The sequence below is a fragment of the Nocardioides zeae genome, assembly GCF_030818655.1.
Lineage (GTDB): Bacteria > Actinomycetota > Actinomycetes > Propionibacteriales > Nocardioidaceae > Nocardioides > Nocardioides zeae_A.
This window is the reverse complement of sequence record NZ_JAUTAN010000001.1, coordinates 516,693-541,439: the sequence shown is the minus strand read 5'-3', so window position 1 is coordinate 541,439 and position 24,747 is coordinate 516,693. Positions and strand designations below refer to the sequence as shown.

The 24,747-nt window shown below is 73.3% G+C and carries 22 protein-coding genes and 1 riboswitch; of the genes, 12 read left to right on the top strand and 10 right to left on the bottom strand.

The window, feature by feature from the left end; all coding sequences use genetic code 11:
• Positions 1–2 precede the first annotated feature (2 nt).
• The 4 genes from QE405_RS02515 to QE405_RS02500 all read left to right on the top strand — a co-directional run bounded on the left by QE405_RS02515 (position 3) and on the right by QE405_RS02500 (position 3,607).
• Positions 3–932 carry a type II secretion system F family protein gene (locus tag QE405_RS02515; protein ID WP_307198645.1) on the top strand — a complete coding sequence of 310 codons (930 nt, stop codon included), beginning with the start codon at positions 3–5 and terminating at the stop codon, positions 930–932.
• Positions 933–948: 16 nt separating this feature from the next.
• Positions 949–2,529: a sensor histidine kinase gene (locus QE405_RS02510; RefSeq protein WP_307198644.1), complete on the top strand. Its 1,581-nt coding sequence runs from the start codon at positions 949–951 to the stop codon at positions 2,527–2,529.
• Entirely contained in the window at positions 2,526–3,179 is a 654-nt protein-coding gene (locus QE405_RS02505) for a response regulator transcription factor (protein ID WP_307198643.1), read from the top strand. Before QE405_RS02510 ends, QE405_RS02505 begins: the two co-directional genes overlap by 4 nt.
• Before the next feature lie 212 nt (positions 3,180–3,391).
• The gene (locus QE405_RS02500; protein WP_307198642.1) at positions 3,392–3,607 is read left to right on the top strand and encodes a Flp family type IVb pilin; all 216 of its coding nucleotides are present in this window, start codon (positions 3,392–3,394) and stop codon (positions 3,605–3,607) included.
• A gap of 83 nt (positions 3,608–3,690) precedes the next feature.
• On the opposite strand, the gene QE405_RS02495 is transcribed toward QE405_RS02500, so the two are convergent.
• The 7 genes from QE405_RS02495 to QE405_RS02465 form a co-directional block, all read right to left on the bottom strand.
• Positions 3,691–4,977: a M48 family metallopeptidase gene (locus QE405_RS02495; protein WP_307198641.1), complete on the bottom strand. Its 1,287-nt coding sequence runs from the start codon at positions 4,975–4,977 to the stop codon at positions 3,691–3,693.
• A gap of 35 nt (positions 4,978–5,012) precedes the next feature.
• Positions 5,013–6,023 carry a C40 family peptidase gene (locus QE405_RS02490; protein WP_307198640.1) on the bottom strand — a complete coding sequence of 337 codons (1,011 nt, stop codon included), beginning with the start codon at positions 6,021–6,023 and terminating at the stop codon, positions 5,013–5,015.
• 14 nt (positions 6,024–6,037) lie between these two features.
• Positions 6,038–6,196: riboswitch (cyclic di-AMP (ydaO/yuaA leader) on the bottom strand.
• A 332-nt stretch (positions 6,197–6,528) separates the two neighbouring features.
• Positions 6,529–7,497, bottom strand: coding sequence for a lysylphosphatidylglycerol synthase transmembrane domain-containing protein (locus QE405_RS02485; RefSeq protein ID WP_307198639.1), 969 nt, complete (start codon positions 7,495–7,497; stop codon positions 6,529–6,531).
• The gene (locus QE405_RS02480; RefSeq protein WP_307198638.1) at positions 7,494–8,216 is read right to left on the bottom strand and encodes a class I SAM-dependent methyltransferase; all 723 of its coding nucleotides are present in this window, start codon (positions 8,214–8,216) and stop codon (positions 7,494–7,496) included. The genes QE405_RS02485 and QE405_RS02480 overlap by 4 nt, the downstream gene beginning before the upstream one ends.
• A gap of 1 nt (position 8,217) precedes the next feature.
• Entirely contained in the window at positions 8,218–9,927 is a 1,710-nt protein-coding gene (locus tag QE405_RS02475) for a hypothetical protein (protein ID WP_307198637.1), read from the bottom strand.
• A gap of 387 nt (positions 9,928–10,314) precedes the next feature.
• Positions 10,315–11,298 (bottom strand): glycosyltransferase family 2 protein, encoded by a 984-nt coding sequence (locus tag QE405_RS02470; protein WP_307198636.1) that lies wholly within the window; start codon positions 11,296–11,298, stop codon positions 10,315–10,317.
• 133 nt (positions 11,299–11,431) lie between these two features.
• Positions 11,432–12,784 (bottom strand): NYN domain-containing protein, encoded by a 1,353-nt coding sequence (locus QE405_RS02465; protein WP_307198635.1) that lies wholly within the window; start codon positions 12,782–12,784, stop codon positions 11,432–11,434.
• A 62-nt stretch (positions 12,785–12,846) separates the two neighbouring features.
• Between QE405_RS02465 and QE405_RS02460 the strand changes: the two genes are divergently transcribed.
• The 3 genes from QE405_RS02460 to QE405_RS02450 all read left to right on the top strand — a co-directional run bounded on the left by QE405_RS02460 (position 12,847) and on the right by QE405_RS02450 (position 16,007).
• A complete protein-coding gene (locus QE405_RS02460; RefSeq protein ID WP_307198634.1) occupies positions 12,847–14,712 on the top strand; it encodes a DEDD exonuclease domain-containing protein in 1,866 nt (621 codons plus the stop codon).
• Positions 14,713–15,068: 356 nt separating this feature from the next.
• Positions 15,069–15,347, top strand: coding sequence for an Lrp/AsnC family transcriptional regulator (locus QE405_RS02455; RefSeq protein ID WP_307198633.1), 279 nt, complete (start codon positions 15,069–15,071; stop codon positions 15,345–15,347).
• An 84-nt stretch (positions 15,348–15,431) separates the two neighbouring features.
• The gene (locus tag QE405_RS02450) at positions 15,432–16,007 is read left to right on the top strand and encodes a hypothetical protein (protein ID WP_307198632.1); all 576 of its coding nucleotides are present in this window, start codon (positions 15,432–15,434) and stop codon (positions 16,005–16,007) included.
• A gap of 29 nt (positions 16,008–16,036) precedes the next feature.
• Here QE405_RS02450 and trpD read toward each other — a convergent pair whose 3' ends face one another.
• The gene (trpD, locus tag QE405_RS02445) at positions 16,037–17,101 is read right to left on the bottom strand and encodes an anthranilate phosphoribosyltransferase (protein WP_307198631.1); all 1,065 of its coding nucleotides are present in this window, start codon (positions 17,099–17,101) and stop codon (positions 16,037–16,039) included.
• A complete protein-coding gene (locus tag QE405_RS02440) occupies positions 17,098–17,544 on the bottom strand; it encodes an Rv3143 family two-component system response regulator (RefSeq protein ID WP_307198630.1) in 447 nt (148 codons plus the stop codon). Before QE405_RS02440 ends, trpD begins: the two co-directional genes overlap by 4 nt.
• A gap of 130 nt (positions 17,545–17,674) precedes the next feature.
• Between QE405_RS02440 and ctaE the strand changes: the two genes are divergently transcribed.
• The 5 genes from ctaE to QE405_RS02415 all read left to right on the top strand — a co-directional run bounded on the left by ctaE (position 17,675) and on the right by QE405_RS02415 (position 23,428).
• Positions 17,675–18,343, top strand: a complete 669-nt coding sequence (gene ctaE, locus QE405_RS02435) for an aa3-type cytochrome oxidase subunit III (RefSeq protein WP_444939676.1) — start codon at positions 17,675–17,677, stop codon at positions 18,341–18,343.
• Positions 18,344–18,417: 74 nt separating this feature from the next.
• A complete protein-coding gene (qcrC, locus tag QE405_RS02430; protein WP_373459436.1) occupies positions 18,418–19,299 on the top strand; it encodes a cytochrome bc1 complex diheme cytochrome c subunit in 882 nt (293 codons plus the stop codon).
• A complete protein-coding gene (gene qcrA, locus QE405_RS02425) occupies positions 19,296–20,408 on the top strand; it encodes a cytochrome bc1 complex Rieske iron-sulfur subunit (protein ID WP_307198629.1) in 1,113 nt (370 codons plus the stop codon). The genes qcrC and qcrA overlap by 4 nt, the downstream gene beginning before the upstream one ends.
• A 2-nt stretch (positions 20,409–20,410) precedes the next feature.
• The gene (gene qcrB / locus QE405_RS02420; RefSeq protein ID WP_307198628.1) at positions 20,411–22,129 is read left to right on the top strand and encodes a cytochrome bc1 complex cytochrome b subunit; all 1,719 of its coding nucleotides are present in this window, start codon (positions 20,411–20,413) and stop codon (positions 22,127–22,129) included.
• Positions 22,130–22,165: 36 nt separating this feature from the next.
• Positions 22,166–23,428 carry a hypothetical protein gene (locus QE405_RS02415; RefSeq protein WP_307198627.1) on the top strand — a complete coding sequence of 421 codons (1,263 nt, stop codon included), beginning with the start codon at positions 22,166–22,168 and terminating at the stop codon, positions 23,426–23,428.
• Positions 23,429–23,455: 27 nt separating this feature from the next.
• Here QE405_RS02415 and QE405_RS02410 read toward each other — a convergent pair whose 3' ends face one another.
• The gene (locus QE405_RS02410; protein WP_307198626.1) at positions 23,456–24,703 is read right to left on the bottom strand and encodes a L,D-transpeptidase; all 1,248 of its coding nucleotides are present in this window, start codon (positions 24,701–24,703) and stop codon (positions 23,456–23,458) included.
• Between the last annotated feature and the right edge of the window lie 44 nt (positions 24,704–24,747).

Below are 24,747 nucleotides of genomic sequence, written 5' to 3'. Positions count from 1 at the left end.
CCGTGGTCGTGATCGCCGTGTTCGGGGCGCTGCTGCTCGTCGGCGCGTTCGTCATCGCGTGGATGGCGCTCAGCCGCACCGAGGCCACGGGCGGTCTCAACCGGTCGTTGGCCTACCTCGAGGCGCTGGGCAACGCGCCGGAGGAGCTCCGCCAGGACGCCGACCGGTCGTTCGAGGAGCGGGTCGTCACCCCGTTGCTCAACCGGTTCTCGCGGCTCGGGCGGCGCCTCACCGGCGGGGACTCGGCGCAGCGCTGGCAGCGCAAGCTCGAGCAGGCCGGCAGCCCGGCCGGGTGGACCGTCGACCGCGTCGCCTCCGCGAAGGTGGTGGGCGGCATCGTCGGTTTCATCGCGGCCCTCCTTCTCGTTCTGTTGGCCACGCCCGGGCTCCCCATCTTGGTGCTGCTCCTCGGTGGACTGACGGCCGCGGGCTTCTTCGCCCCCAACATGTGGCTCTACCAGCGCGCCTACGACCGCGCCGAGTCCACACGACGTGACCTGGCCGATGCCATCGACCTGCTCACCATCAGCGTCGAGTCGGGCCTCGGGTTCGACGCGGCCGTGCAGCAGGTGGCCCGCAACACGACCGGGCCGGTCGCCGAGGAGTTCTCCCGGGTGCTGCGGGAGATGCAGCTCGGCTTCAGTCGGGCCGAGGCGCTGCGCGGCATGGCGAACCGCAGCAAGGTGGACGACCTGCAGTCCTTCGTCGGCGCCCTCGTGCAGGCGGACTCCTTCGGCGTGCCCATCGGCCAGGTGCTGCGCACCCAGTCCAAGGAGATGCGGGTCAAGCGGCGTCAGCACGCCGAGAAGCGGGCGCAGCAGGTGCCCGTGAAGATCACGGTGCCGCTGATCCTGCTCATCCTCCCGTGCCTCTTCATCGCGGTGATGGGCCCGGCGGTGATCGGCATCATGGACTCTGGCTTCGGGGGCTGACGCCCTGAGGCTCCAAGTGGTCCGACCCTTCGAGATCGGGGCAGTCGCCCGGATCCTGGGCCTGTGCGCCGTCGCCGGCCCCGCCCTGTGGCTGCGCGACACGAGAAGCCTGGCCGTCGTGCTGCTTTTCGCCATCGTCTGGCTGGTGGCGACATCGTTGTCGGCGCTCCGGTGGGTGCCGAAACTCGCTCTCGCTGTCGCCGAGGCGGTCGCGGTGGCCGCAATCTGCGGTTACGCGGTCGTCGAGGCGGATGCGGTCCCTGTCCTCGCGCTCGCCATCCCCCCGTTCCTCGGCGGGCTCAGCCTCGGCATACGCGGGGCAGCCGGGCTCATCCTCGTCGAGATCGCGGTGCTGGGCCTTGTCCTGGTCCAGCTCGAAACCCGGCCTCCGGTGGACGCATCGGGACAGCTTCTCGCCACCCTCGCCTTCGGGCTGGGCGTTGGCCTCGTTGGCGCTTACCTGCGGTTCAACCAGAGTCGTCAGGCCGAGCTGACTCCCTACCGTGACGCGATCGACTTGTTGCAGCAGCTCCTGGCCCTGACGGACGTGCTCGACGCCGGCCTCGACCCCCAGTCGATCGGGGCGCGCCTGCTCAGCACCCTCCAGGACGACATCCCCGCCATCCGTGCCTCCCTGTGGCTGCGGGACGAGCGCGGCCTGACCCCGGTGCCGACCGGCTCCCTGCTCGAGAGCGCCGGGCACGGGACGCAGACCGGCACCGACGTCCCGGACACGCTGGTCGCGGCACTGGACGACGGGAGGCCGGTGCTGAGCGGCGGCGACTTCGCCCTGCCGCTGGCCTCGATCGGCGGGCGCTTGCTGCTGATCGAGGGCGAGCTCTCGCCCTCACCGGCCGGGGGCCGGCGGGGGCTGGTGCAACGCCTCGAGGCGGCGAGCGCCCGCCTGGTCGGCCTGACCACCCAGCTCGACACGGCACTGGTCTTCGCCGAGGTGAACGCGGCCGCCACCCGCAACGAGCGTCACCGCCTGGCCCGCGAGATGCACGACGGCGTCGCCCAGGACATCGCGTCGATGGGCTACCTCGTCGACGCGATGGCGGACGGCCCGCTGCCCGACGACCTGCGCCCCCAGGTCGAGCTGCTGCGCGGCACCATCTCGCGCGTCGTCGGGGAGGTGCGGGCCTCGGTCACCGCCCTGCGCATGGACGTGGACGCCAACCAGAGCCTGGGCGAGGCCATCTCGGGGCTCGCGCGTCGTCTCAGCGACTCGTCGGGGCTGTCCATCCGCTGCACGGTGGACGAGCGCGCCATCCGGCTGCGGCCCGACGTCGAGGCGGAGCTGCTGCGCATCGCGCAGGAGGCGATGACCAACGCCGTCAAGCACGCGGGCGCGAGCGAGATCGACGTCGAGTGCCTCGTCGACGCGCCCCGGGCCCGGATCGTCGTGCGCGACAACGGCACCGGTCTGGGACCGGCCCGCGAGGACTCGCACGGGATGACCATCATGCGCGAGCGGGCCCAGCTCGTCGGCGCATCGCTCTCGGTGGACAGCTCGGCGATGGGCACCGTGGTATACGTCGCCCTGGGCGCCCGGCGTCCCGGCAACCGACCCCAACCCCACGGAGGACGACGGTGACGGACGACCCCACCACCATCCTGCTGGTCGACGACCACGAGCTGATCCGGGCGGGTCTCGCCGCCGCCTTCACCCGCGACCCGGGCATGCGGGTGCTCGGGCAGGCGGAGAACGTCGCGGGCGCTGTCGCGGCCTACGACGGGCTGCAGCCGGACGTGGTCGTCACCGACCTGCACCTGCCGGACGGCACCGGGCTCGACATCGTCCGGCGGCTGCGGGCGCAGTCCGAGACGGTGGGGCTCGTCATCCTCACCATGCACTCCGGCGACGACCAGATCTTCGCCGCCATGGAGGCGGGCGCCTCCGGCTTCGTCGGCAAGGACGCGCCGGCCGCCGAGGTCGTGCGCACCGCCGCGCACGCCGCCCGGTCGCCCCGCACCTTCATCTGCGCCGGGCTCGCCCAGGCGATGGTGCGGCGCATGTCGGGGGAGTCCACCCGGCTGTCGGAGCGCGAGCACGAGATCCTCCTCCACCTCGCCGACGGACTCGGCACCCAGCAGATCGCGCAGCGGCTGCACATCAGCGAGTCGACGACGAAGTCCCACATCGCCCGCATCTACCAGAAGCTGGGCGCCACCAACCGGGCGCAGGCCGTCGTCACCGCCATGCGGGTCGGGCTGCTCTCGAGCGTGCAGCGCCGCGCCGACTGAGCATCTCTCGGCGCGCCCCGAACGGGTGGGGGATCTTCGGGTCCCGGTCCCACCGAGCGTCCTAGTCCGAAAGGACTACCCGAGTGCGGACGATCACACGATGTGCGCGGGGGTCGAGCTGGCGGAGGATCAGGGCATCGCCCGGGGGAACCCGGACCGACCTCCCCGAGAAACCCGAACGGCGACTCGTTCAACCCCGAAAGGTGATCACCATGATCCAGTTCCTCGCCATCCTGCTGGGCGCGCAGAAGGCCAAGGCCGACCAGCGCGGCGCCTCCGCCGTGGAGTACGGCCTGCTCGTCGCGGCGCTCGCGGCCCTCATCATCGGCGCCGTCTTCCTCTTCTACCAGGACCTGGCCGGCATCTTCTCCGACACCAGCAGCAAGCTCGGTACCGACGGCACCGGTGGCACCGGCACCGACGGCTGATCCTCGGAGTCTGCGCTGACCCAGCGCCGACGATCGACCCCGCTCCCTCCGGAGCGGGGTCGATCTGCATTTCGGGCAGACTCCTACTCCCCCGCCACCCGCCGCGCGGTGGCGACGCGCTCGAGCATGGTCGGGTGGCTGCCGAACCACAGCTGCCCCCACGCGTTCGGCGTCGGATCCGCGACGGACCGCACCGCCAGCTCGCGCTGCAACCCGATGAACGCGTCGGGATCGTCGGTCGTCCGCAGCGCGACGACGTCGGCGCGGCGCTCGATCTGCCGGCTGATCCCGTTCTCGATCGGTGACGCCAGGAACGAGCCGACCGCGAAGAGCGCCAGCACCAGGGGCACGACGGCCGGGTCGGCCAGCCCGCCGACACCGGGCCGCCTCCGCAGCGGTCCCGCACCGACGACCACGGCGAGCAGCCCGACCCCGACGAGGGCGCCCGCGGCGCCGAGGGCGGTGCCCACCGCCACGTCGTGGTTCTTCGCGTGTCCCAGCTCGTGGGCGACCACCGAGAGCAGCTCGTCCTGGTCGAGGCCGCCGACCGCCGTGTCGTAGAGGACGACCCGGTGCGTGCTGCCGAAGCCCGAGACGTAGGCGTTGAGCGCGGTGGTGCGTCGCGAGGCGTCGGCGACGAGCACGTCGTCGACGGACACGCCCTCCGCGTCCGCGACGGCCAGGATCTCGGTGCGCAGCTGCCCGTCCGGCAGGGACGTGAAGTCGTTGAAGAGGGGTTCGACGACGACCGGGTAGACGAAGGAACCGAGGACGACCAGCGCCGCCGCGATCCCGCCCGCGATCGCCGGCCACCACGTGCGCCACCGGCGGGCGCACCCGATCACCACGAGCAGCGCGATCGCCGTCCCGACCACGCCCACGACGAGGTCGAGCAGGAGGTCGGCGAACCAGTCGCTCCAGCCCTGGGTCGACAGCCCCTCGCTCACCCGGCGCCGCCACAGGGCGAGCGCGAACGGGAGCGTGACGAACCGCCCGATGGCGAGCACCGCGAGGGCCCCGAGGGGCACCTGCACCCACCAGGGGCCGGGGACGCGGCGTACGAGGGCAGCGCCCCGCGCGCCGAGACCCAGCCAGAGCGCGACCGCCAACGAGACCGCCAGCGAGCTCCAGCTGACCCAGCGCGCGTAGGTCCCGAAGGCCTCGCCCCGCGCGATCTCCTGCGCGGTGAGCACCGAGGAGGCGGGGGCGGGGTCGGGCACGCCGCCCGGCACGGGGTGCCACGGCACGAGGACGGCCGCGAGCGCCACGAGGACGAGCGCCCCACCGCCGGCGACCAGCAACCCGACACGGCGAGACCCCCGCTCCGGGTGCGGAGCGGGGGTCTCGTGGTCCTGCGTGTCGTGCGGCACGACCGGCACGGTAGCGGTCGTGGCTGAGAGGAGCCTCAGCCCGGGCGGACGGCGCCCGAGTAGGGCATCGATCCGACGGAGGCGATGGCGACACCCGACCGGGGGTTGGCCGCGTGCACGATCTGGCCGTTGCCGATGTAGATGCCGACGTGGCTAATGGGGCTGTAGTAGAACACCAGGTCGCCGGGCTGCAGCTCGCTGCGCGACACCTTGCGGCCGGAGCTGAACTGCGCCTTCGACGAGTGCGGCAGCGAGACGCCGGCCTGCGCCCACGCCATCGAGGTGAGGCCGGAGCAGTCGAAGGAGTCCGGGCCGGAGGCGCCGTAGACGTAGCTGTCGCCGACCTGGGCCAGCGCGTACTGCACCGCGGCACCCGCACGGCCGGAGACGGGGACGTCGGCCGCGATCTCGGCGGCCTGGGAGGTGTCGGCGGTGCCCTCGTCGGCGAAGAGCGTCGCAGCCTCCTCGGCCGCCTCCTCCTCGAGCTCGGCGAGCAGCGCCTCGGCCTCGTCGACCTTCTGGTCGATGGTGGCGCTCTCCTCGGCGGCCTGCTCCTCCACCGCGGCGATCTGCGCGACCCGCTCCTCGGTGGCCGACCGGCGCACCTCGAGGGCCTGCAGCTCGGTCGAGTAGGCGTCGACGAGGCGGCCCTGGATGTTGCTGTAGGTCGACGCCGTCGAGAGCTGCGCGAGGAAGGCGGCCGTGTCGTCCGAGAGCGCGGCCTCGGCCACGGGCGAGATGCTGCTGCCCTGCGACTGGGCCACGACGGAGTCCGCCACCTGGGAGCGCACGGAGTCGAAGCCGTCGCTCTGCGCGGCCTCGTCCTGCTGCAGCAGCTCGAGCTCCGACTGCAGGCGCTCGAGCTCCAGCTCAGCGTCGTTGCGGCGCTCGGCCGCCTGCTCCGACTCGTGGTAGAGTTGCTCGATCTGAGCCTTCACGTCCTCGATGTCCGGCTCCGCCGCCGCGGGGGCGCTCGGGAGCAGGGACACACCGATCACTGCGGCCGCGGCCAGTCCAGCACCGATCCGCTTTCGTCCGTCCAGCACGAGCCGGCGTTCTCCTCACACGTGTCGTACGCCTACCGGGTGAGCTGACGGGTTCGGGCACGACATTGCCCTACGCACGCTCCTCGCGGACCGATCGGTCCGCACCTCACGTGCGATTCACCCCAGGGGAATTGGTTCCCCGGCTCCGGACCACCCGCCGGCACTGCTGCGACGGCACGCGCTCCGAACTCGGCGCGACCTCCGCGCGAACCGGTCGGTCCACTTCCACGGAGGCCTCGCCCGAGGGTAGTCGCGCGGCTCCACGGCGGCAAACCTCCGGTCCGGGTGTCGGCCGGAGACGCACGCCACGTCCGCGCGTCTCAGGCCGTGCCTGCCTCCGGCCCGCGGACGGGCTGGACGAGACGCAGCGGCGGCACGAGACCGCCGGCCGCGAGCACGTCGAGCGCCCGCCTGCTCCTCGTTGTCGAACCCCTGCTCGGGGGGCGGGCCGAGGAGGGCCGTCACCACGCAGTCGTGGCAGTGCAGCCCCCGCACGAGACAGCTGTCACAGTCGATCGTCGTCATGGCCCGGGACGGTGCCAGCCGGCACCGACAGTTCTGCATCGACGGGCCCGGCGGTCGCCACGGCACCGCCCGCGGCCACCCGCTCCGGACGCCACGCGACCGCCGCCAGCACCACGTCGGCCACGGTGTGCACGAGGCGCGCGAGCAGCGCGATCGCGGTGGCGACCGGGAGCCCCGTGACCGGCGAGAGCACCGCCACGAAGGTGGCCTCCCGCGCCCCGAGACCGGCCGGGGCGACGACGACGAGCACACCGGCGACGTACCCCAGCGCGAACGCCCCGGCGAGCGCCCCCAGGATCGCCGGCGAGCGGTCCTCGACGAGCAGCAGCAGCGCCGCCGCGTAGCAGGACCACGCGACCGCCATCAGCCCCACCACCGCGAGCGGCTCGCGCCACCCCACCACGAGGTCGGTCCCGGCGGCCCGCCGCAGCAGGCGACGGGTCACGGCCGGCACGAAGCCGCCGATGCAGGCGAGGGCGGCGAGCCCGCCGAGCCACCGCGGTCCCGGCGCCGGCGCCACGCCCGCCGCGACCAGCGCGCCCCCGAGCATCCCCGCCGTCAGCAGGTGGATGCCCGTGAACATGAGAGCCGTCGTGACCGTCACGCGCACCGGGACGGCGTGCCGCGCGGCCAGCCGGGCCTGCACGCCGATCGCCCAGACGGCGCCGGGCACGTACTTGCCGAGCTGGCTCACGAAGAACACCGAGCGTGCCTCCCGGCGCGGCACGTCGTGCCCGAAGGCGGCCAGCGTCCGCCGCCACACGACCGACGTCGCGAGCAGGCCGGCACCGGTGAGGAGGACCGCCGCCGCGAGGGCGACGGGATGCACCCGGCGCACGGCCCGGGCCACCTCGTCCCACCGCCCGTCGAGGCTCCAGGCCATGCACCCCACCACGACGACGAGGAAGACCGCCCGCACCCCCCAGGTGCGCACCTGCCCCCGGCTCACGGGCTCGACTCGAGCAGCGCGGTGCGCGTCGGGTAGGGCAGCGTGGGCGTGCGTCCCCGCGTCCACGTCACGCGGGCCCGGCCCCCGAGCCGACGCTCGACCCGGGCGATGGCGTCGCGGTAGCGGGCCCGGTCGACGTTGTCGACCACCACGAGCCCGCCCGGCGCGACCCGCCCCACGGCCCGCTCGAGGCAGGCCTCCCGCGCGCGGCCGTCGACGACCACGAGGTCGAAGTCGCCGGGCACCCGGTCCACCTCGGCCACGTAGTCCGCGAAGTCGAGGTCGGCGAACCCCGCCTTGGCGGAGGGCACGACCTCCCGGGTGAGCCGCGTGCGCGCGTCCTGGGGCGGTACGACGCGGAGCTCGGCGTTCGCCGGCAGCACCGGCCGCATGGACGCCGCCCAGTCGACGTCGTGCTCGATGGAGACGACCTCGGCGCAGCGGGCCGCCAGCCAGACCGTCGACGCCCCCGAGCCCCACTCGAGCGCCCGAGATGCCGGTCGCTCGCGCAGGAACGCCTCGACCCGGTCGGCCGCGTCGAAGGTCCACCACGGCACGTCGTGCCGCACGAGCTCGTCGAGGTCGTAGATCGACAGCCAGGACCGCACCCACAGGCCGGTGCGCGAGCGCGCCGCCCACCGGTCGAGCAGCCGCAGCAGCCCGGTCGTCCGCAGCACGCCCCGCAGCGCCCGCAGGAGCCGCACGTAGAGACCCTTCACCTCATCCGTTCCCTTCTCCAGCCCGGGACCCCGCCGCGTCGGCGAGCTCCAGGGTCAGCAGGCGCGGCGCGTCACCCGCGACGCGTTCCAGCGCGATGACGACGCGACCCCCGCCGTACGCGGCCAGCACGTCGGCGGGCACCGCGGCGGTCAGCCGCGTCCCGCTCCCCCGCAGCGCGACCTCGGTGCCGTTCACGCGCACCCGGACGGCGTCCGGTCCGACCGGGGCGACCAGCCCGACGCGTAGCTCCGCGCCCGCGGCCCACGACCCCGCCGTGGTGAACCCGACCTCGCCGCGGTCGCCGGTCAGCCGGATGCCCGCGGCCGTGGCGTGCGCGGTCCACCCGCCCAGCTCCAGCTCGCCCCCGTCGCCGCCCGGGCCGAAGGTGAGCACGCCCCCGTCGTGCGCGGGGAGCACCAGCTCGCACCGGGCGAGGCGGCTCATGACGTCGCGGGCGGGCAGGCCGAGGAGCGTGCCGATCCCCGGCAGGGGGCCGGGCCGGTCGACGCGGGCCACCTCGACGCAGTTGGTTCCGGGGCGGCGCGGGCCCGCCGTGATCGCCCAGAACTCGGTCGGCCCGAGCGGTGCCGCGGCGACGGGATCCGTGCCCCGCACGTCGGCCCAGGCCGACAGCGGCCCGATGAGGTCGCGTGCGCAGTCCTCGTCACCGTCGAGGGAACGGCGCAGCGAGCGGCGCTCGCCGTCGAGCGCCGGGGAGCAGGTCACCCAGCCCGCCGGCACCGACGGCGCCAGCTCGCGGGCGCTCGTGCGCCAGTAGTCGGTGTCCGCCGCCTCGGCGACGGCGTAGGACGGCAGGGTCGCGAACGCGTAGCCGTAGGGGTGCAGCCGCACCTGGTCGAGCGTCGGCCCGAGGAGACCCAGCGCGACGACACCGAGCAGGGGGACGGGCGCGACGCCCACCGACCGCGCGCGCCACCGGACCACGACACCGGCGATCGCCGCGACGGCGAGCGTCGCCAGCAGAGCCATCGCCGGCACCATGAAGAGCAGCTGCCGCAGCCCGTTGTAGAGGTTCGACTCGCGCACCACCGCCAGGAGCGGCAGCGTCCACGCCTGGACCCCGACGAGCAGCCAGGCGGTGGCCGCCGTGCCGACGGACGGCACCCGCACCTCGCCGACCACGCGGCGCAGGGCGAGGACCGAGCCGACGAGCACGAGCCCGAGGAGCACGAGCGGCACCTCGCCCACCAGCAGGGCCGGCACGTAGAACCACTGGCCGCTTCGCTCGTCGAAGCGCGACGACGACAGCGCCGACTCCCGCAGGGTCGTCAGCGGCGTCGCGAAGACCGCCGGGTAGATCGCCAGCAGCACCAGCCACGCCACGACAGGCACGAGTCCGACGAGCGGTCCCGCCGCGCGCACGGCGGGCGTCCCGGCCCGCAGCCGCGGGTGGAGCAGCGCCGCCGCGACCACGTGGCTGGCCACCAGCGTCGGCCAGATGCCCGGACGCGTGCCCATCGCCAGCACCCAGCCGAGGAGCACGACGAGGGCCGCCCCCGCGACGTACGCCGCGGAGCGCGGCCCGCCCGGCCGCCGGGTCAGCAGCACCACGAGGCCGGCGGTCACCAGGGTGCAGCCCGTCGCGACGGGCACGTCCTTGACGTTGAACATGGTGTGGCCGGTCCACATCGGGATCGCCCCCAGCACGGCGGCCGCGACGACCGCCCAGCCCCACGACCGCAGCAGCACGCGGGCGGGTGGCGGCCACGGCGAGCGTGCCGACGAGCCCGATGGTGACGACGACGAGGTGGCGCACGGCGTAGGCGTCGCCGGTGGCCACGACCTCCCGCGGACCCTCGAGGCCCGCGAGCACGACCGCGGCGTGCATGAGGAGGGCCGTCACCGGCGCGTAGACGTAGGCCTGGTCCTCCCACGCACCCGGCCGGTCGCCGTCGAGGTCGCCCTCGAGCAGGTACCAGCCGTGCTCGAGGAAGCTCCGCATCCGACCCACGTGGTAGGTCTCGTCCCACGACACCCCGGTCGTCCACGCGCCGTGGACCGCCAGGGCCACCGTCGTGAGCAGCACGGCCGCCGCCACGGCGAGCAGCGGCCGCGGCACCTGCGGAGGGGGTCCGCTCACGCGTCGGTACGCCGCACGTCCGCCACCAGGCGGCCGGCGTCGTAGGTCGGTCGCACGTCCCGGCCCGGTCGCGCCTGCTGCCGCGCGTGCACCACGAGCTCGGCGAGCAGGCCGAACAGCAGCAGCTGGAGGCCGACGAGCACGAGCAGCACGCCCGCGAGCAGCAGCGGACGGTCGCCGATGGTCGCGCCGGTCACGACCTTGAGGACCGTGAGGTAGGCGAGCACCAGGCCGCCGAGGACGAAGCAGGCGGAGCCGATGCCGCCGAAGAGGTGGGAGGGCCGGTTCTCGTAGGACAGCAGGAACCGCACCGTCACGAGGTCGGCGAAGCCGCGCCAGAACCGCGCGAGGCCGTACTTGCTCGACCCCGACATGCGCGGGTGGTGCTCGACGGGCACCTCGGCCACGCGGTGGCCCAGGTCGTGGGCGACGACCGTGAGGTAGCGGTGCATCTCGCCGTAGAGCATCGGCACGACGTCCGCCGCCACCTCGGCGCGCATCATCTTGAACCCCGAGTTGAAGTCGTTGCCGGGCGCGCCCGAGAGCAGGGCCGTCGTGCGGTTGTAGACCCGCGAGGTCGTGCGCTTCACGAACCGGTCGCGGCGCGTGAGGCGCGCCCCGGTCACCAGGTCGGCCCCCTCGGCGAGGGCGGCCGCCAGGGCCGGCAGCTCCGCGGGGTCGTCCTGGCCGTCGGCGTCCATCATCACGACGACGTCGGCCCCGCCCTCGAGCGCGCGCTCGAAGCCGATCCGGAGGGCGGCGGCCTTGCCCCGGTTGTGCCGCAGCATCTCGAGCTCGACGGAGGGGTGGGCCGCGGCGAGCGTCCGCATCACCTCCGCGGTGTCGTCCGTCGAGCCGTCGTTGACGAGCAGCACGCGGGCGTCCGGGTGGAGCGCGACGGCGTGCTCGACCACGCGCGGCACCAGCACGCGGAGGTTGTCCGCCTCGTTGAGGGCGGGGATGACGACCCAGGGCAGCACGGGGACTCCTCGGTGACGCTCGGCGACGCACGGCGGCGCGACCGGGGACACGAGACGGCCGCTCGAGCCGTTGTCGCCGGTCGAGGAGAACGCCAGCCCAACCCGAGCCGACTCCTGCGTGCCGGGTGGCCTGCTAGCGGGTGAGCAGTCCGGCCAGCGCCACGGCGTCCATGACGGTGGCCCCCGCGCGCCGTACGTCGCGGGCGAGCGCCTGGTCGCTCGTCACGACCACGACCATCCGGCCCGTGGGCTCGAGGTTGACGAGGTCGCGGATGACGTCGTCGGCGATGACGTGCTCGGGGCTGAACGCCACGCGCACGCCCCGCGGTGCCGTGATGACGGGCCGCGTCGGGGAGGAGGCGGCGTCGAAGACGACGGTGGTCTCGGCGCCCGAGCGCGCCACGACGGGGGCGATCCCGTTGACGAGGCGCAGCCGCTGCACCTCGAGCGACGAACCGCCCCACGTCTGCTTCGTGACGTTGTAGCCGTCGACGATGAGCCGGGCGCGGGGCATGGCGATCAGCTGCTCCAGCAGCGCCGGGCTGCCGGTGCCCAGCGCGCCGGCTGCGGAGGTCGTGCGGGTCCCGGTCGCCACGAGCGAGGCCTCGTGCCGCTCCCCCGGCGTCGCGGTCTCCGGGGCGGCGGGCAGCCCGAGCTCGCGCTGCAGGCCCTGCGCCGAGGCGACGAGGGTGTCGAGGAGCAGCCGCGTCCGCATCGTCGCGTCCTCCCGCTCGGCGCGCGCGCCGCCGCGACGGGTGGCGACCTGGGCCTGCAGCTCCTCGACCTGGCGGCGGAGCCGACGCACCTCGCCCTCGGCGGCGGAGGCGGCAGCGGTCGCCCGCTCCTGGGCCTGGCGCTGCTCCTCGAGCGCCCGCTCGCGGGCCTCGTCGGCACCCCGCCCGGCGGCACGCGCCTCGCCCACCTTCCGCCGCAGGGAGGTGTTCTCGGCACGCAGCGCGTCGTGCTGCTCCCGCGCCTCGACCCGCTGGCGGGCGAGCTCGTCCTCGAGGACCGCGACCCGCCGCTCGAGGGCCCGCCGCGCCTCGGCGTCCTCCGCGGCAACCGCCGCGTCGCGCACCTCGTCGAGGCGCGCCAGGGCCGCGTCGTACGCCGCCTCCCAGCCCGGGGGGCGCACCAGCCACAGGAGCGCGGCGACGTCGACGGGGTCGTGCAGGGGGAGGTCGCGGACCTCGCGCTCCTGCTCGTCGTCCCCCGTGGCCGGGCCCAGCAGCTCCGTCGCGAGCCCACCCAGGTCGGAACGCGCCACGACCTGCGTCGCGACCCGGTCGCGGAGGTCGTCGTCGCCCAGCGCGGCGGCGATCTGCCCTCCCCCGAGCCGGGCACGGCGCTGGGGCGCGAACGTGGCGACCTTGCGCAGCGGGGGCGGCAGCACCCCGACGTCGGGCAGCACCTGGGCGCTCAGCTGCACCACCCGGGCCCGCAGGGGCTCGGGCAGCGCGGCGGGGTCGGTGCTCGTGGTGGTCACAGTTCCTCCAGCCTAGTGGCGCGGAGCAGGACTGTCGGTGCCGTTGCCTAGCGTCCCGCGGCATGAGGCACCAGCACTCCCGCCCCACCACGCCGCGGCCCGCGCCGGGCCCCGGGCCGAGGCCCGCTCCCGGGCCGGGTCCGCGTCCCACGGGACGACCCCGCGGCGAGGCCTCGCGCTGGGAGGAGCAGCGCGGGTTCGACGAGATGGGGCGCCTGCTGCGCGACGTCACCTTCTGCGTCGTCGACCTCGAGACGACCGGCGGCTCACCGGCGGCGGGCTCGAAGATCACGGAGGTCGGGGCCGTGAAGGTCCGCGGCGGCGAGATCCTCGGCGAGTTCCAGACGCTGGTGAACCCCCACGAGGAGATCCCGGCCTTCATCACCGTGCTGACCGGCATCACGACGGCGATGGTCGTCGACGCCCCGACGATCGACACGGTGCTGCCCTCGTTCCTCGAGTTCGCGCAGGGGTGCGTGCTCGTCGCCCACAACGCGCCCTTCGACGTGGGGTTCCTCCAGCACTTCGCGCGTGAGCAGCAGCGGCCGTGGCCGGCGTTCGAGGTGCTCGACACCGCCCGCCTCGCCCGTCGTGTGGTGACGCGCGACGAGACGCCGAACTGCAAGCTGGGCTCGCTCGCGCAGCTCTTCGGCGCCACGACGACCCCCGACCACCGGGCCCTGCACGATGCGCGGGCGACCGTGGACGTGCTGCACGGCCTCATCGGTCGCCTCGGTGGTCTGGGGGTCCACACGCTCGAGGAGCTGCAGGCCTTCAGCTCGAAGGTGACGACCGCGCAGCGGCGCAAGCGACACCTGGCGGAGGGCCTCCCCCACGCGCCGGGGGTCTACCTCTTCGTCGATGCGTCCGACCGGGTGCTCTACGTGGGCACGTCGAAGGACCTGCGCACACGGGTGCGGTCCTACTTCACGGCCTCCGAGACCCGGTCGAGGATGGGCGAGATGATCCAGGTCGCCGAACGGGTGCGCACCATCGAGTGCGCGACCCCGCTGGAGGCGCGGGTCCGTGAGCTGCGGCTCATCGCGGAGCACAAGCCGCGCTACAACCGCCGGTCGCGGTTCCCCGAGAAGACCCACTTCGTCAAGCTCACGGACGAGCCCTGGCCGCGCCTCTCGCTCGTGACCCGGGTGCTCGACGACGGGGCGACCTACCTGGGTCCCTTCGGCTCGCGTCGCGGCGCCGAGGCCACCGTGGTCGCGCTCCACGACACCTATCCCCTGCGCCAGTGCGCCGGCCGGATGGCCCGCACCCCGAACGGCACGCCCTGCGTCCTCGCCGAGATGGGCCGGTGCCTGTCGCCGTGCGACGGGAGCGTGACCTGGGAGGACTACGACGCGGTCGTCGGCGCCACCCGCGCCGCCCTCGTCGCCGACCCCACGGAGGTGGTCGAGCGGCTGGGCGCCCGCATGACGACGTTCGCGGAGCAGGAGCGCTTCGAGGAGGCCGGTCTCCACCGCGACCGGCTCGTGGCGCTCGTCCGCGCCGCCGCCCGCACCCAGCGCCTGGTCGCGCTCACCCGGCTGCCCGAGCTCGTGGCCGTGCACCGGGGCGACGACGCCCGCTGGGCCGTCCACGTCGTCCGCCACGGGCGGCTGGCGGCGGCGGGCGTGATCCCGCCGGGCCACGACGCGCAGGCGTACGTCGCCACCCTCCGGGCCGGCGCCGAGACCGTGCGCCCCGCGCCCGGCCCGGTGCCGGCGGCGAGCGCGGAGGAGACCGAGGCCGTCCTGACCTGGCTCGAGCAACCGGGCGTGCGGCTCGTCGACGTGGACGGCGCCTGGACCTGCCCCGTCGGCGGTGCAGCCCGCCACCTCTGGATCGGTGAGGCGCAGCACCAGGCCCGCACGGCCGCGGCCCCCTTCGACGACCGCCGCCCCCTCAGCACCCACCACCGCCCCGTCCGCTGACCGCGACGTACCCCCGGTCGCCCGCCGGCCCGCCGCTCCCCCGCAGCAGCCCGACCCGCCGGTCGTGGTGCCAGACCTGCGGAAAGCGGTGGCCTCGCACCACGACCCGGGGTGGCCGGTGCAGGCGGTGGCTCCACCCCACCCTCGGGACTGTGCGCTCGGTGCGGCCCGGGGCGTGGCGGCGGCGTACCAAGGTCCCAGTTCCAGCGCCAGGGGCGCCCGCAGCAGCCCGACCCGCCGGTCGTGGTGCCAGACCTTCAGAAAGCGGTGGCCTCGCACCACGACCGGGGTGGGTAGGCCGCGGCGCGCGCCCCGCGACCGTCGCCCCCCACGGCGCCACGGCCTAGGCTTCGACCGTGATCACCGCCATCGTGTTCGTCAACGCCGAGGTCGACCGCATCCCGGAGGTCGCCCAGTCGATCGCCGCGCTCGACGGGGTCAGCGAGGTCTACTCGGTCACCGGCCAGATCGACCTCATCGCCCTCGTGCGGGTGCGCCAGCACGACGACATCGCCTCCGTCGTCGCCGACCGGCTCAACAAGGTGGAGGGCGTCCTGGCGACCGAGACCCACATCGCCTTCCGCACCTACTCGCGGCACGACCTCGAGTCCGCGTTCTCGCTCGGCCTCGACTGACACCTCACCTGAAGTGATGTACCTCACGTCACGCTTCGGTTAAGGGAGCCGGTCGCCGATCGGGGCCTTCGTACGATCGCGACTGTGACCCCGAGCATCGACCCCTGGCCGGCCCTCCTGGTGCTGCTGGTGGTCGTGGCGGCGGTCGTCGGGCTGTGGGTCGGCCGGTCCCGTCGCTCGGCGACCGCGGCGACGCCGACGGCCACGGCCCGGGTCCGCAGCTTCACGGTGCTCGCGGTGGGCTCGGACGACGCCTACCTCAACCACGTGCTCCGCACGCACGACGTCGACATCCACGAGCACCAGCCCGACTTCGTGTGGTACCCCACCCGCACCGACCTGCAGGCCTACCTCGTGCAGGAGGGCGACCAGACCGTGGGCGTCGTGGTGCTGCGCACGAGCGGCGACGTCGCGCACGTCGAGCTGGACTGGGTCACGCCCGGGTTCCGCGACTGCGCCGCGGGCGAGTACGTCTGGCTGCGCAGCGACATCCTCCGCAACCGCGGCATCCGCCGGGTGATCACCCCGGCGAACATGAAGGACCCCTACTACGCGCGGCTCGGCTTCCGCCGCCTCGGGGAGTCCTACGCCCTCGACCTGCCGGGGACCCTCGCGCCACCGGCCACGCCGACGCCGCCGGCCGCCGAGCCCGCCGCCTGAGCGGACCCCAGGCCGACCCCAGGCCGGCCTCAGGCCGCCGAGGCCTCCACCCACTTGGCCAGGGTCGCCTCCGCAGCACCGGAGTCGATGGCGTCCGCCGCCCGCCGTACGCCGCGGGCCAGCTGCTCCGCGACGGGCAGGGCGGCCGCGGCCGGGTCGTCGAGCCCGTGGACGGCGAGAGCCGCACCGGCGTTGAGGAGCACCGCGTCACGCACGGGCCCACGGTCGCCGGCCAGCAGACGACGCACGACGGCGGCGTTGTAGGACACGTCCCCGCCCCTCAGGTCCTCCGTGGTGGCGCGGGCGAACCCGAGGTCGGCGGGCTCGACCCGCTCCTCGCGGACCTCTCCCCCGTGCACGACCCAGAGGGAGGACGTCGTGGTGGTGGTCAGCTCGTCGAGACCGTCGTCGCCGCGGAACACCCAGGCGTCCACGCCGCGCCGGGCGAAGACGCCGGCCATGACGGGCGCCATCGCGGGGTCGGCACACCCGATCGCCTGCGCACCCGGCCGGGCCGGGTTGGTGAGGGGGCCCAGGAAGTTGAAGGTCGTGCCGATGCCGAGCTCGCGCCGCGCGACGGCGGCGTGACGCATCGCGGGGTGGAAGGCCGCCGCGAAGCAGAAGGTGATGCCGACCTCCTCGGCCAGCTCGCCGACCCGGCTCGCCGGCAGGTCCAGGCGCACGCCGAGGGCCTCGAGCACGTCGGCGCTGCCCGACTTGGACGACGCGGAGCGGTTGCCGTGCTTGACGACCCGCGCACCGGCACCGGCGGCGACGATCGCGGACATCGACGAGATGTTGACCGACATCGAGCGGTCACCCCCGGTGCCGACGACGTCGAGGAGCCGCCCGGGGACGGACAGCGGCGTACCGGCCGCGATCATCGCGTCCGCGAGGCCCGAGACCTCGTCGATGGACTCGCCCTTCGCGCGCAGGGCGACGGCGAAGCCCGCCACCTGCGCCGGCGTGGCCTCGCCGGCGAGGACCTCGCTCATCGCCCAGCCCGCCTGGGCGGGCGACAGGTCGTGACGAGCGACGAGGGCGGACAGCACCTCGGGCCACGACGAGGAGACCGACGACACCGGCGCGCTCACCGTGCCGACACCGCGAGGCGGGCGCGCAGCAGCGACACGACCGTCTCCGCGAGCAGCACGGGGTCGACGGGGTGCGGCACGGCGGCCTCGGCGCGCGACCACGTGGCGAGCCACGCGTCCTGCGGACGTCCGGTGAGGACGAGCACGGGCGGGCAGCCGTAGACCTCGTCCTTCAGCTGCTTGGCGATGCCCATGCCACCGGCGGGCACGGCCTCGCCGTCGAGGACCGCCAGGGCGATGCCACCGCCGGCCACCTGCTCCCGCACGACCGGCTCGGTCGCCACCTCGACGTACCGCACCTCCGGGAGGTCGGGGTGGGGCCGGCGGCCGAGCGCCAGCACCACCTGCTCCCGCGTGCGGACGTCGTCGCTGTAGACGAGGATCGTCAGCGGCTCCTCGGAGGTCGTCGCGGCGGCGGGCCGGTGCTCAGGGATCGCGCTCACCCGCGCGATGCTACCCGTCCCTGTGGGGAGCCTGATTTCACCGTAAATTCCGCGCCGCTACGCGGTCTACGACACTGCGTCGGACTTTGTGGGGGGCCAGTGGTCACAACCCACCCGTCCTCGGGCCATAATGGCGCTCGTGGCGACAGCAACTGCAGCGATCCCGGCCTCCCGTCTGCGCGGGCAGCACGGCCGCCCCGACATGGTCAGCGTGGGAACGATCATCTGGCTCTCCAGCGAGCTGATGTTCTTCGCGGCGCTGTTCGCGGCCTATTTCACGATCCGTGCGGCGGAGGTGGACCTCTGGGCCACCGACACGCAGCACCTCAACGTCCCGTTCGCGCTCGCGAACACGACGATCCTCGTGCTCTCCTCGGTCACCTGCCAGATGGGTGTCTTCGCCATCGAGCGACCGGCCGCCAAGGGCGGCCCGCGCGTCGCCCGCATCGGCAAGCTCCACCAGGTCGGCCTGTGGGGCATGCGCGAGTGGTTCATCCTCACCTACGCCATGGGCGCCGTCTTCATGGCCGGCCAGGCGCTGGAGTACACGGAGCTCGTGCACGCCGGCCTCACGATGCAGAGCTCGGCCTACGGCTCGATGTTCTACCTGACGACCGGCTTCCACGGCCTCCACGTCACGGGTGGACTCATCGCGTTCCTGCTGGTCCTGGGGCGCACCTACATCGCGCGGCGGTTCACGCACGAGCAGGCCGTGTCCGCCATCGTGGTGTCCTACTACTGGCACTTCGTCGACGTCGTGTGGATCGGTCTGTTCGCGACCATCTACCTGATCATGTGACCCCCGGGTCGCCCCTCTTGCCCCCGACCTACCGCACGAGCACTTTCGTCCGGACCTGAACAAGGGACATCACGTTGCGTTTCCTGAACCGATCTGCGGGCCGGCTCTCCCGCCACCGCCGCGGCCGCTTCGCCGGCCTCGCGGTCCTCCTGGTCGCCCTGCTCGTGACGGGTGGTGCCTACGCCGCCCTCGCGCCCGCCGGCCAGGCGGAGCAGTCGCAAGACAACGCCGAGCTCGTCGAGCAGGGCCGCGAGCTCTTCCTCGTCGGCTGCTCGACGTGCCACGGCCAGAACGGCGAGGGCGTCCTCGACGTCAACGGCAACCAGCTCGGCCCCTCGCTGCAGGGCGTCGGCGGCGCGGCCGTGGACTTCCAGGTCGGCACCGGCCGCATGCCGATGGTGCAGCCGGGTCAGCAGAACCCCCGGAAGAACGTCGCCTACAGCGACGACGAGACCGCGGCCCTCGCCGCGTTCGTGCAGTCGCTCGCGCCCGGCCCGGACGTGCCGGACGAGTCGGACTACGACCCGAGCTACATCTACGACCTCCCCGAGGACGAGCGCGACGCCGCGATCAACCGTGGTCAGCAGATCTTCCTCACGAACTGCACCGCGTGCCACAACTTCAACGGCCGCGGCGGCGCCATGCCCCGCGGTGGCTACGCGCCCTCGCTGCGCGGCGTGAGCGACAAGCACATCTACGAGGCCATGCTGACCGGCCCGTCGCAGATGGACGTGTTCTCGGACGGCAACATCCCGCCGGAGAACAAGCGCGAGGTCATCGCCTTCCTGGAGACGCTGCAGGAGCAGCCCCAGCAGGGTGGCTTCAGCCTCGGCGGCCTCGGCCCCGTGGGTGAGGGCCTCTACGTCTTCGTCGTCGGCATCGGCGGCCTCGTCGGATTCGCCGTGTGGATCGCGGCGCACACGACCCGCACCAAGAAGGGCAAGGAAACGGCGTGAGCGACCAGAGCAACCTCCCCGCCGCCGGCGACGGAGCGGGACACTCGCGGGTCCCGGAGCCCCTGGAGGACCAGGACGTCGCGCCCGGTCTCCCGGCCCACGTCTGGCGTCCGACGGACGTCGACCCCAAGGCGGAGAAGCGCGCCGAGCGCCAGGTCGCCGGACTCTTCGTCTTCTCGATGATCTGCGCCGTCCTCTTCGTGGTGGCCTACTTCAGCTTCGAGATCGGTCGCGAGATCGACACGTTCCTCGGCTTCGGCGCGTCGAACCTGTTCCTCGGCCTCACGCTCGGGCTCGGCATGCTGGCCATCGGTGTCGGCGTCATCCAGTGGGCCCGCAAGCTCATGACCGACGTCGAGATCGCCGAGCTCCGCCACCCGGCCGCGTCGAGCGAGGAGGACCGGGAGACGACCCTCAAGGCCCTCACCGCGGGCCTCGACGAGTCCGGCATCGGCCGCCGCCCGCTCATCCGCAACACGCTCCTCGGCGCGCTCGCCTTCGCGGGCGTCCCGCTGATCGTGGCGCTGCGCGACCTCGGCCCCCGCAACATGAGCGCGAGCCGCCTCGAGAAGACCTTCTGGATGGAGGGCATGTACATCGTCCGCGATGTGCTGGGCACGCGGATCAACCGTGCCGACCTCGAGATCGGCGACCTGCTCAACGGCGAGCCCGAGGGTCTCGTCCCCAACTCCGAGGGTCACCTCCCGGCGCCGATCGGCCCGGACGGCGAGGAGCTCCGTCCCGCCCTCGACCACGAGCAGCTGCTCATCGAGAAGGTCAAGTCCGCCGTCATCGTCCTCCGCATGTCGCCCGGCGACATCGTCCGCAACCCGGACCGTGAGAACTGGGACGTCGACGGGATCGTCTGCTACTCCAAGATCTGCACGCACGTCGGTTGCCCCATCGCGCTGAACGAGCAGCAGACCCACCACCTGCTGTGCCCCTGCCACCAGTCCACCTTCGACCTCGCCGACTCCGGCAAGGTCGTCTTCGGGCCGGCGGGGCACCCCCTCCCGCAGATGCACCTCGCTGCTGACGACGAGGGTTACCTCTACGCGATGGGCGACTTCGACGAGCCCGTCGGTCCGAGCTACTGGGAGCGTGGCTGACCATGAGCACGACGTCCAAGGTTGCCGACACCAACGGAGGCACCGCTGCCCGCAGCGGCAAGCCGTCGAAGGTGGGCGCAGCCGCCAACTGGGCCGACGAGCGTCTCGGCCTGGCCGGCCTGGCCAAGAAGAACCTGCGCAAGGTCTTCCCCGACCACTGGTCCTTCATGCTGGGCGAGATCGCCCTGTGGAGCTTCGTGGTCCTCCTCATCACGGGCATCTTCCTGACGTTCTGGTTCAACCCGAGCATGACCGAGATCGAGTACCAGGGCTCCTACGCCCCGCTGCGCGGCTCGTACATCTCGGAGGCCTTCAACTCCTCGCTGCACATCTCGTTCGACGTGCGCGGCGGCCTGCTGCTCCGCCAGATGCACCACTGGGCGGCGCACCTGTTCATCGGCTCGATGCTCATCCACATGATGCGCGTCTTCCTGACGGGCGCCTACCGCAAGCCCCGCGAGATCAACTGGGTCATCGGCGTCCTGCTGCTGACGCTCGGCACGCTCGAGGGCTTCACCGGCTACTCGCTCCCCGACGACCTGCTCTCCGGCACCGGCGTCCGCGCGGCCGACGGCTTCGTGAAGTCGATCCCCGTGGTCGGCACCTACGGCTCGTTCCTGCTCTTCGGTGACGAGTTCCCGGGCCACTCGATCATCCCGCGGCTCTACATCATCCACGTGCTGCTGATCCCCGGCCTGATCCTCGGCCTGATCGCCGCCCACATGCTGCTGCTCGTCTACCACAAGCACACGCAGTGGCCCGGCCCCGGCCGCACGGAGCAGAACGTCGTCGGTTTCCCGATGCTGCCGGTGTACGCCGCGAAGGCGGGTGGCTTCTTCTTCATCGTCTTCGGCGCGACCGCGCTGATGGGCGGCCTGATGACGATCAACCCGATCTGGATGTACGGGCCCTACGACCCGACGAAGGTGACCGCAGGATCCCAGCCCGACTGGTACATGGGCTGGCCCGACGGCCTCCTCCGCATCATCCCGGGCTGGACCGAGGTCAGCTTCTGGGGCGTCACGCTCGCGCTGCCGGTGTTCCTCACCGTCATCATGGTGCCGACGCTGATCATCATCTTCCTGATCCTGTACCCGTTCATCGACAACTGGATCTCGGGCGACAAGCGGGAGCACCACCTGCTCCAGCGTCCGCGCGACACCCCTGCCCGCACCGGCCTCATGGCGGCGCTCGTGACGTTCTACGTCCTGGCGCTGTTCGCCGGCGGCAACGACATCATCGCGATCAGGTTGGACCTCTCGATCAACCAGATCACCTACTTCCTGCGTGCCGCGATCTTCCTCGGGCCGATCCTGGCCTTCTGGATCACGAAGCGCTGGTGCATCTCGCTCCAGCGTCACGCGAAGGAGCAGGCGCTGCACGGCTACGAGACGGGCATCATCGAGCGGTCGCCGGACGGCGCCTACTCGGAGCGGCACCTGCCGCTGCCCGACGCCAAGCAGGCGCTGATCGTCGAGCGCGAGCGCGACCAGCTCCTGGAGCTGGAGCCCGCTGTCGACAAGAACGGTGTGGAGCGTCCCCACAACCGCAAGGAGCGGCTGCGCCTGGCCCTCAACCGGTTCTGGTTCGCCGACAACCTGCAGCCCCCCACGGCTGCGGAGCTCGAGGCGGCGCACCACCACCACGACGGGCACGACGGCCACGAGCTCGAGGCCGGCTCGCACGACGACGACCGCGACGCGCTGGTCAAGGGACACTGAGGGCGGCCGGCCTCCGGGCCGGCTGACCTCCACCCCATGGTGACGTCCACCTCCGCACGGGCGCCCGGATCCGACGAGGATCCGGGCGCCCGTCGGCGTTCCCCGGCGGCGCTGCTCGACAGCCTCCCGTGGTGGTTCCCGCCGCTCGCGCTCGTGCTCCTGACGCGCCTGGCCGACGCCTGGATGCTGGTGCGGCTCGGGGCCGACCAGGTCGCCCTCGACGTGGGTCAGGGCTTCTACCTCGTGGAACCCGTGCCCGCCGACCCCGGCTACTTCGACCTCGTCACCAACTGGGACGGGCAGTGGTACCGCACCATCGCGGAGCAGGGCTACCCCACCGAGCTCCCCCGGTACGACGGCGAGGTCCAGCAGAACCCCTGGGCGTTCTTCCCCGCGCTACCCGCTCTCGCCCGCCTGGTCATGACGCTCACCGGCGCCTCGTTCGGGCTCGCGGCCTCCACCGTGAGCCTCGTGGCGTCGACGGTGGCCCTCGTGCTGCTGTACCGGCTGCTCGCCCGCCACGGTGGCCGCTACGTGGCCCTCGTGACCACGACGGCGATCAGCGCCGCACCCGCCGGGGCGATCCTCCAGACGTCGTACACGGAGGGTCTGAGCCTCCTCCTCATCGTGCTGGTCCTCGACGCGCTCTCCCGGCGGAGGTACGGCGCGGTCGCCGCCTGGGTCGTGCTCCTCGCGCTCACGCGACCGGTGGTCCTCGCCCTGGTGCCGGTGCTGCTCGTCCACGCCTGGTGGCGCTGGCGCGCGGAGGGTCCCCTCCCCCACCGCGAGCTCCTCCGCCTCGGCGGTCTCGTGGTGCTGACGGGCCTGTCGTTCGGGCTCTGGCCGCTCGTGGCCGCCGTGGTCACGGGAGAGCCGAACGCGTACCTCCTCACCCAGGGCGCCTGGGTGCTGACCGAGGAGCGCAGCTGGCAGACCTGGCTGGGGCAGCTCCTCGGCGTCACGGGGGCCACGCTCGCGGCGGACGTCGCCGTCGTCGTGCTCCTCGTGCTCGCGATCGTCCTGCAGCCGGCGGCGCGGGCCTGGACGCCCGAGCTGCGCGCCTGGGCCGTCTCCTACGGCGCGTTTCTCCTCGTGACGGCCCGGCCCACGCCGAGCATCACGCGCTACGCGCTCCTGCTGCTCGTCGTCTGGTGGCCGTTCCCGACGCTCGGCCGCCGCTGGCCCCGAGCCGGCCAGGCGGTCGTGCTCGGCGGGGTGCTCGTGGTGGGGCTCCTGCTCCAGCACGCGTGGCTGGAGTCGTCGTTCCTGCTGACGATGCGTCGTACGGCCTATCCCTGACGGGCTGGTCCGCAGCGCCGCGCGGGCCTAGAGGGCGGAACCCTCGGCGTACGCCTCCGGGGTGGCGTTCCAGTCGCCCCACCCGTTCTCGAGGGTCATCTGCCGGTCCGTCCCGGTGACCTCGACGACGTCGCCGCGGCGGGAGTTCTCGAAGACCCAGCGCGCGTCGTCCGTCGCCATGCCCACGCAGCCGTGGCTGACGTTGGCGACGCCCTGCGAGCCGGCGGACCACGGGGCGGCGTGCAGGAACTCGCCGGAGGTGGTGACGCGCAGCGCGTACTGCACGTCCTCGATGTTGTAGTAGTCCGGGTCCCCCGGTTCGATGCCCGTGGTCGCGGCGTCCATGGTCTTCTCGCGGAACTTCTCCATGATGACCTTGATGCCCGACCGGGTCTCGAAACCCGGCTTGCCCGCGCTGATGGGCATGGTGCGTGCCGTCGCTCCGTCGACCACCGAGGTCAGCGTGTGCGTCGTGGCGTCCACGCGGTGGATCACCGAGCGTCCGATCGTGAACGCGACCGTCCGGCTCTCCTGACCGTAGATCCCGCCGCCGGCGGGCAGGCTCTTCACGTCGACGTCGACGGTCACGGCCGTGCCGGGCTGCCAGTACTCCCGGGGCCGCCACCGCACCTCGTGGTCGTCGAACCAGTGCCAGGACCCCTCCTGCGCCGGTTCGCTGGTGACCCGCATGTGCTGCTCGTACGTCGCGTGGTCGGTCACCGCCAGGTCGAAGCGCACGACGACGGGCATGCCGACCCCGACCTCCTCGTCGGCCAGGGGGGCGATCGAGGGGTAGGTCAGCTCGTCGAGGGAGAGGTCGACCGTGGTGAAGGAGCGCTCGGTGGAGGTGTCGCCGCCGTCCCCGGTCGCCTGCACGGTCAGCGTGTACGACGCGCCCGGGTCGAGGAGGCTGCCGGCGGCCCAGCTGATGCCGCCCTCGCGCATCTCGCCCGCGACCTCGGCGCCGTCGGCCGTCGTGAGCGCGACGCCGGACAGGGTGCCGTTCTGCGCCTCGACCTGCACCTGGGTGTCGACGGCGACCGGCTCGTCACCCTCCGGCAGGTTGGTGACGATCGCGACCGGGTCGGCCGCGTCCCCGCCGGCTCCGCCGCTGGCCCCGGAGCCCGAGTCGCCCGAGCCGCCCCCGTCACCGCTGCACGCCGCGACGGCACCGCCGAGCGCGGCCGCCACGCCGCCGGCGCCGACGATGCGCACCAACCCGCGGCGGGTGAACCGCCAGCTGCTCGTGCCGGTCGACAGGTCGTCCGAGGCCATGCGTTGCGTCCTTCCCGAGTGCCCCTGGGTGCCGCTGGGTCCCC

What these genes read in the sequence shown, in the direction of transcription:
- QE405_RS02500 (WP_307198642.1), top strand. Translation starts at nt 3,392, where the DNA reads ATGATCCAGTTCCTCGCCATCCTGCTGGGCGCGCAGAAGGCCAAGGCC.
- QE405_RS02460 (WP_307198634.1), top strand. Translation starts at nt 12,847, where the DNA reads ATGAGGCACCAGCACTCCCGCCCCACCACGCCGCGGCCCGCGCCGGGC.
- ctaE (WP_444939676.1), top strand. Translation starts at nt 17,675, where the DNA reads ATGGCGCTCGTGGCGACAGCAACTGCAGCGATCCCGGCCTCCCGTCTG.
- qcrB (WP_307198628.1), top strand. Translation starts at nt 20,411, where the DNA reads ATGAGCACGACGTCCAAGGTTGCCGACACCAACGGAGGCACCGCTGCC.
- QE405_RS02415 (WP_307198627.1), top strand. Translation starts at nt 22,166, where the DNA reads ATGGTGACGTCCACCTCCGCACGGGCGCCCGGATCCGACGAGGATCCG.
- QE405_RS02410 (WP_307198626.1), bottom strand. Translation starts at nt 24,703, where the DNA reads ATGGCCTCGGACGACCTGTCGACCGGCACGAGCAGCTGGCGGTTCACC.